This window comes from Streptomyces sp. NPDC017448 (assembly GCF_044330565.1).
Lineage (GTDB): Bacteria > Actinomycetota > Actinomycetes > Streptomycetales > Streptomycetaceae > Streptomyces.
In genome coordinates this window covers 89,690-96,044 of the sequence record NZ_JBIRLM010000021.1, presented here as the reverse complement: position 1 = coordinate 96,044, position 6,355 = coordinate 89,690, and the positions used below count along the sequence as shown (strand labels likewise).

Below are 6,355 nucleotides of genomic sequence, written 5' to 3'. Positions count from 1 at the left end.
TCCCCGCGACGATCCAAGAGGACGAGAAGAGCCCATGGCAGGAGAAGAGGGACGACCTGTGAAGCAACAGCGGTCCAGCGAGGAGAGTGAGTCCGGTGACAGCCGGGGCGCTCCCTCGGGCGGCACGGCTCCCGGCAGCGCGCAGGGCGCGGTTCCGGGGAGCATAGGCACCCCGTCCGCGCGGACGGCGACCCAGGGCGGGGCCACCACGGTCGCCGGGGACGGCGGCGGCGCGCGGACGCCGACCTCGTCCGCGTCCGGTCCCGGGGAGGCCGACGAGCCGGCGGCCCAGGCTCCGGCGGTGGTGCACGCGGCCGGGGTCTCCATCGGCAGGAACACCTCCGGGCCCGATGGGCGGCCGGAGGGCGAGGAGACGGTGGCGGCCCGCGACGAGGCGGTCCCGGCCCCCGCCACGGCGTCCGCGGCGGCCACCGGCGCGGCGGCCTCGGCAGGCGCCGCGGAGGAGGCGGTTCGGACGAGCACGTCACCGGCTGCCGAGGCCCCGGAGACGGCGGCCGAGAAGGCGGCGGCCAAGGCGGCAGCCCCCGAGCGGGCGGCTCCCACGGCTCCGCCCGCCACGGCCGCGGCCTCCGCGGAGAGCGCCGCCGAGCCGGCCGCCGCCACCGCGTCCACGGCCGCCGCCGCGACCACCACCACCGCCACTGCCACGAGCCCGCCCGACAGCGCCGCGGCGGCGGAGGGCGGCGCACCGGAGCGCCCCGGCCGGGTGTCGCGTCCCATGGTGGTGGCCGCCGCTTTCGCCGGTGCGCTGCTCCTCGGGGCCCCGTTCGTCGTGGCGGCCGCCCAGAAGGACGACGCCGAGCCCACGCGCCGGGCGGCGGCCGCCGCGTGGAAGCAGGACGGCCAGGAGGGCGGGTACGTGCCGGGCACCGACCCCGCCGGCCCCGACGGCGTACGGGTTCCCGGCGCCCCTCGGAAGGACGTTCCGCCGGTCCGGGGTGACAAGGGCCCCGCCAACCACGTGGGCGCGGACACGGGCGACAAGCCGCGGCGGGCGGACGGGTCCGCCGGTCCGAAGGCCGAGAAGGGGGGCGGCGGCAAGGGCGCCACGGGCGCCGGGACGACGAAGGGCGCCACGGACGCGGCCGGCTCGACGGAGAAGAGCAGTTCCGGTGCGAAGGCTCCGGCGACTGCGGGCCCGGACAGCCCCGCCAAGACGCCCGCGACCAACCCCACACCCCAGGCGCAGCCCAAGACGGCGTCCACCGTCGTGTACAGCGGGGTGTCCGGCCCCGAGTGCCCCACCCAGCGCTTCCAGCGGGACGGCTACTACAGCGACGGCAAGGAGGGCTGGGCCACCCACAGCGGTGGTTTCGGCGGTTACGGCTGCGAGGGCAAGTACCTCTCCATGCCCATGTCCGGCAGTTCCTCCAAGGACTCGGGCGGCTCGGCGACCTGGCTGTTCGACCTGCCCGACTCCGCCAGGAAGTGCAGCATCTCCGTCCACGTGCCCGGCAGTTCGGACATCGTGCGGGTCGGCGGCGACCCGAGCTACTACACGGTGTACGACCGGTTCCTGCCCCGGAGCGGCAACCTGGTGGGCTCCTTCTACCTCAACCAGCAGGACCGCCGGGGCACCTGGTACAACGTGCCGGGCACGTTCCCCATCGAGGCCAAGAAGCTCTCCGTCCGCATCCACGACCGGGGCCGGGACAGCAACTACGAGCACCACGCGATATCGGCGATCAAGGCGACCTGCACGGGCTGAGCAGCAGGCGCGGACAGCGCGGAGCCGCCGGCCCCGCACGCGGCCCCCTCCGGGCCGGGTGCGGGGCCGGGGCGCGTCCGGAAGCGGATCAGGGTGTGCGGGGAGGCGTGGAGGGGGCGCGTGAGGCGCGCGGGGAACGGTGGCACGGAGGCGACCGATATGCCCCGGCCGGGGATGTCACTTCTTTCCGGGAGCCAAACCTCGGGCAGGAGTTCGAACCTGCCCGGTCGGGGGTGCGGAAAAGGCGAAACCTTCCGCCCGACGGGACGTTCGGCAGGGCGTGGGAACGGGCAAATCGATCGGGGAGGCCGACGGCGGAATCTCCACCCGAGAGCGCTCCCGGCCGCTGTGCCGCCCGGCGCGGCGGCCGCGGTCTCCGGATCGCCGCCCATGCGCCGGCCCCGCCCGGACGCACGCCGAAGCACCCGCGTGATCTACGCACCACCAGGGAAAGGAGCGCCGCGATGGCGACGCCGTTGTCCGCCGACAAGCTGCTCAAAGCCCTCCGCGACGAAGGACTCCACGTCGTCGAGCACCGGAGCTGGCGCACCAACAACCGCAACCACAAAGGGCCGTGGGGCCCGACGCACGGTGTCATGATCCATCACACCGTCTCCTCGGGCACCGCGTCCTCCGTCGAGCTCTGCTACAACGGCCACTCGGCCCTGCCCGGCCCGCTCTGCCACGGCGTCATCGCCAAGGACGGGACCGTCCACCTCGTGGGGAACGGGCGGGCCAACCACGCCGGGCTCGGCGACGACGACGTCCTGCGCGCCGTCGTCGCGGAGAAGGCGCTGCCCCCGGACAACGAGGCCAACACCGACGGCAACCGGCACTTCTACGGCTTCGAGTGCATCAACCTCGGTGACGGCAAGGACCCTTGGCCGTCGGCCCAGTTGCTGGCGATCGAGCGGGCCGCGGCCGCCGTCTGCCGGGCGCACGGCTGGTCGGAGCGGTCGGTGATCGGCCATCTGGAGTGGCAGCCGGGCAAGGTCGATCCGCGCGGGTTCACCATGAACGCGATGCGCGGCCGGGTCGCCAAGCGGCTGGGCGGTGCGCCGGACGGCCCCGCCGATCCGCCGCCGAGACCGAAGTACGAGCCGTTCCCGGGGGCCGCGTTCTTCGCGGTCGGCCGCCGGAGCGCGATCGTCACGGCGATGGGCAAGCGGCTGGTGGCCGAGGGCTGCGGCCGGTACACGGTGGGGCCGGGGCCCGCCTGGTCCGAGTCCGACCGGAAGTCGTACGCCGCCTGGCAGCGCAAGCTGGGCTACACGGGCGGGGACGCGGACGGCATCCCCGGGAAGAGCAGTTGGGACCGGCTCAAGGTGCCCAACGTGTGAGCGGCCCCGGACCGGCCCTTCCGGACCGGCCTCCGCCCCGCCCGGAAGGGGGCCGGCCCGCTCCGCAGGACGGCCCCGCCCCCGGCCGGGCCCCGGGCCGCGCCGGGCTTCTCGCCGGACGGGCGGCGGGAAAGCAACGCCCGCCCGGCGGACGGTGGTTGGGCGACAGGCCCTAGGGTGGTCCACGATGCCGGCGGCCCGAACCGGGCGGCCGGGTGGCGGGGTCCGGGCGGAGGCGGAGGGGCGGGGCGATGACGACCGGAGTGGAGACGGTGGGGCCGGAGGAGCTGCTCCGGTACGCCGGGGGAGTCCGCGACGTGTACGCGCGGGCCTTCGCGGAACCGCCCTGGAACGAGGACCCGTCGGCGGCCGACGGGTACGTCCGGCGGCTGGCGCGGGACGTGCTGCGGCCCGGGTTCACGGCGGCGGTGTCGATGTCCGGTGGGGCGGTCACCGGTTTCGCCACGGCCTGGATCACCCCGGCGGCCTTCCCTGCCGACCGTTCCTACGGGCAGGTCGCCGAAGCCCTGGGGCCCGAGCGGACGCGGGCGTGGCTGTGCGGGGCGCTGGAGGTGAACGAGCTCGCGGTCGCGCCGGAGGCGCACGGGGCGGGGGTCGGTGCGTCCCTGCTGGAGGCGGTGGCCGGGCGCGCCCCGGGGGGCCGTTGCTGGCTGCTGACCTCCGTACGGGCGGAGGCGGCACTGCGGTTGTACGAGCGGACCGGCTGGCGGCGGGTGGACGTGTCCGTGCCCGGCAAGGCCGCTCTCGTGGTGCTGCTCGGCCCCGGCCACCCGGGCGGGGCCGGGGTGGAGGCGGGAACGGGCGGCCGGTAGCTCCACCGCCCCTCGCCCGGATCTCTACAGCGCGACGGCCAGCAGGGCGCATGCCACCAGCGAGAACGCGGTGCGCACCTGGTGCAGGGTGTTCCAGCGGGGCTCGAAGGCGGCACGGGCCGCGCTGTCGTCGCCGCCCTCGGAGGCGGCGAGGGCGTTGTTGAGCGGGATGTTGCCGATCACGGTGATCAGATGTCCCACGATCACGCAGATCAGGGCCGCCAGGACGGCGGGGCCGGTCACCTCGTCGTGCTCGCCCAGGCCGGTGAGGAACGCGGCGGCGGGCAGGACGACGACGCCGAGGAACAGGACCAGGAAGGCCGGGCCGGGGACCTTCTCGTTGAAACGGCGCATGGCGGCGGTGAACTGCTGGTCCGTCAACTCCGCGAGGCCGGGCATGATCGCGATCAGGAAGGTCAGCATGAAGCCCGCGTAGAGGCCGTTGACGATCGTGGCGAGCACCAGGAAGAGAGAGGTCATGGCGGACATCATGGCCTGGAACCGCCGTTCGCAGGGCCCTATTTCGACCGACTGTGCGAACCGGCCGGGCCGCCCGGGCCCGGCCGCCCGGGCCGGGGCCAGACGGCCGGGACGTCCGACCCGGGTGTGAGCGGCCGGGACCTCGGCCCCGGGTGCGCCCGCACCGGGCCTCGGGCCCCGGGCCCCGGTGCGGGCGGGTGGCCCGTCTCAGCCGATCTCGCCCTCGTCCGGTTCCGGTCCGTCACCCCGTCCGGCGCCGCCCTTGAGGCGGTCCGCCTGGCCGATGGCCGTGGCCAGCTTCCGTACGGAGCCGTCCTCGGTCGCCTCCGCCAGATCGGCCGCCCGGGAGGCGAGTTCGCCCAGTCCGGGTGCGCCGGGCAGGTCGCCGCCCCGCAGGTGGTCGGCGAAGTAGGCGGCAACGGCTGCCACTTGGAGCCGGTCACCGGCCCCGCCCCACAACGGCTCTTCGAGCGACCCGGTCCGTACGGTCCCCGTCTCCTCGCGCGCTTCGCGGGTCTCGGGGTCGAGCCACCGCACGGTCGCCTCGGCCACCCTGCCGGACGCGCCCTCGCGCAGCCGTACGGCGTACAGAGCGGTCACCGTGTGGCCGGGGCCGACCTCCCCGCCGTCGACGCCGTCGTCGCGGAAGTCGTCGTCGGCGACCTTGCGGTTCTCGTAGCCGACCAGCCGGAACTGCTTCACCGTCTTCCGGTCGAACGCCACCTGGGCCTTGGCGTCGCGGGCCCGGATCTCCAGGTGGGCGGGGAGCTGGTCGACGAAGACCTTGCGGGCCTGCTCCTCGTCCCCGATGTACGTGGTGTTCCCGTCGCCCTTGTTGGTGAGCTGCTCCATGAACGCGTCGCCGTACTCGCTGCCGACGCCGACGCCGAAGAGGGTGATGCCGTGCTCGCGGCGGGCGGAGTCGATCTTCTCCAGGATGCTCTCGGCCTCGGTGTCGCCGGTGTTGGCGAGGGCGTCGGAGAGGAGCACCACCCGGTTGGTCGCGCCCTCGCGGTGGCCCTCGACCGCTTCCTCGTAGCCGAGGGTGATCCCTGCCCCGACGTTGGTGGACTGGGCGGGGCGCAGCTCCTCCACCACGTCCTTGATCCGGTTCCGGTTGCCCTGGAGGCGGGTCATCGGCAGCCGGGTCTCGGCCTCGTCGCTGAAGGTGACCAGGGAGAGGGAGTCGTCGTCGCGCAGTTCGTCGGTGAGGATCTCCAGGGAGCTGCGGACCAGGTCGAGGCGGCCGGGCTCGGCCATGGACCCCGAGACGTCGATGACGAAGGTGAGGGCGGCGGGCGGGCGTTCGGCGGCCTTCGGGGCGGCCTCGGTGGCCAGGCCGACACGGATCAGCGACCAGTCGGAGGCTCCGCTTCCGCCGCCCCCGGCCTTCCCGCCGCCCATCCGCGCCCCGTCGACGTTCACCGTGAAGCCGGAGCCCTTCGGCCGTTCGTACCCCTGGCGGAAGCTGTTGACGAACTCCTCGGGGCGGATCTCCCCGGGGGCGGGCAGCCGGCCGTCGCCCAGGGTGCGGCGGGCGTAGCCGTAGCTGGCGGTGTCCACGTCCAGGGCGAAGGTCGAGAGGTAGTCGGGCGCCTCGGGCTTCGCCTCGGCGGCGCCGTCGGCCCCTCCGCCCCCCGGCGCGGCCGGCCGGCCCGTCCCGGGCGGCACGGCGTCCGGCGCGGGCTGCCCGCCGCCGGACGGCCCCTGCCCCTGGCGCTTGCCCGAGCTGACGTCCCGGGTGCCGTCCGAGCCGCTGCCCCCGGCGCTGCACGCGGTGAGCGCCACGGCTCCCGCCAGCAGGAGCGCCACGGCCCCCGCCCGCCTCGCGTCCCGCTTCCCGTGTCGTCGGTCGGTCTGGTGCATGCGTAACCCCCCACGTCGTCACGATGTCCTCGACATCTGTGAATGTGACGTACGGGGCCGCCCGCCGGAGTCGGCGAAAGCGTTGCGGAAGCGTCTCGATGCGGCAA

5 protein-coding genes are annotated in these 6,355 nt (G+C 75.0%); 3 read left to right on the top strand and 2 right to left on the bottom strand.

All coding sequences use genetic code 11. The annotated features are described in order from the left end of the window. Window positions 1-34 precede the first annotated feature (34 nt). The 3 genes from ACH4K1_RS27665 to ACH4K1_RS27655 all read left to right on the top strand — a co-directional run bounded on the left by ACH4K1_RS27665 (window position 35) and on the right by ACH4K1_RS27655 (window position 3,902). Window positions 35-1,729 (top strand): hypothetical protein, encoded by a 1,695-nt coding sequence (locus ACH4K1_RS27665; RefSeq protein WP_398092290.1) that lies wholly within the window; start codon window positions 35-37, stop codon window positions 1,727-1,729. Window positions 1,730-2,193: 464 nt separating this feature from the next. Continuing rightward, on the top strand, window positions 2,194-3,069 hold the full coding sequence (locus ACH4K1_RS27660; RefSeq protein WP_398092289.1) for a peptidoglycan-binding protein: 876 nt from the start codon (window positions 2,194-2,196) through the stop codon (window positions 3,067-3,069). Between the two features lie 251 nt (window positions 3,070-3,320). After that, window positions 3,321-3,902 carry a GNAT family N-acetyltransferase gene (locus ACH4K1_RS27655; protein WP_398092288.1) on the top strand — a complete coding sequence of 194 codons (582 nt, stop codon included), beginning with the start codon at window positions 3,321-3,323 and terminating at the stop codon, window positions 3,900-3,902. A 24-nt stretch (window positions 3,903-3,926) separates the two neighbouring features. Here ACH4K1_RS27655 and ACH4K1_RS27650 read toward each other — a convergent pair whose 3' ends face one another. Both ACH4K1_RS27650 and ACH4K1_RS27645 read right to left on the bottom strand, forming a co-directional pair. Further along, complete coding sequence (locus ACH4K1_RS27650) at window positions 3,927-4,394, bottom strand: DUF1772 domain-containing protein (RefSeq protein ID WP_398092287.1); 468 nt, start codon at window positions 4,392-4,394, stop codon at window positions 3,927-3,929. A 195-nt stretch (window positions 4,395-4,589) separates the two neighbouring features. Then, window positions 4,590-6,248 (bottom strand): von Willebrand factor type A domain-containing protein, encoded by a 1,659-nt coding sequence (locus tag ACH4K1_RS27645; protein WP_398092286.1) that lies wholly within the window; start codon window positions 6,246-6,248, stop codon window positions 4,590-4,592. Window positions 6,249-6,355 lie beyond the last annotated feature (107 nt).

Coding starts and splice junctions, on each gene's coding strand:
- ACH4K1_RS27665 (WP_398092290.1), top strand. CDS start 35: ATGGCAGGAGAAGAGGGACGACCTGTGAAGCAACAGCGGTCCAGCGAG.
- ACH4K1_RS27660 (WP_398092289.1), top strand. CDS start 2,194: ATGGCGACGCCGTTGTCCGCCGACAAGCTGCTCAAAGCCCTCCGCGAC.
- ACH4K1_RS27655 (WP_398092288.1), top strand. CDS start 3,321: ATGACGACCGGAGTGGAGACGGTGGGGCCGGAGGAGCTGCTCCGGTAC.
- ACH4K1_RS27650 (WP_398092287.1), bottom strand. CDS start 4,394: ATGATGTCCGCCATGACCTCTCTCTTCCTGGTGCTCGCCACGATCGTC.
- ACH4K1_RS27645 (WP_398092286.1), bottom strand. CDS start 6,248: ATGCACCAGACCGACCGACGACACGGGAAGCGGGACGCGAGGCGGGCG.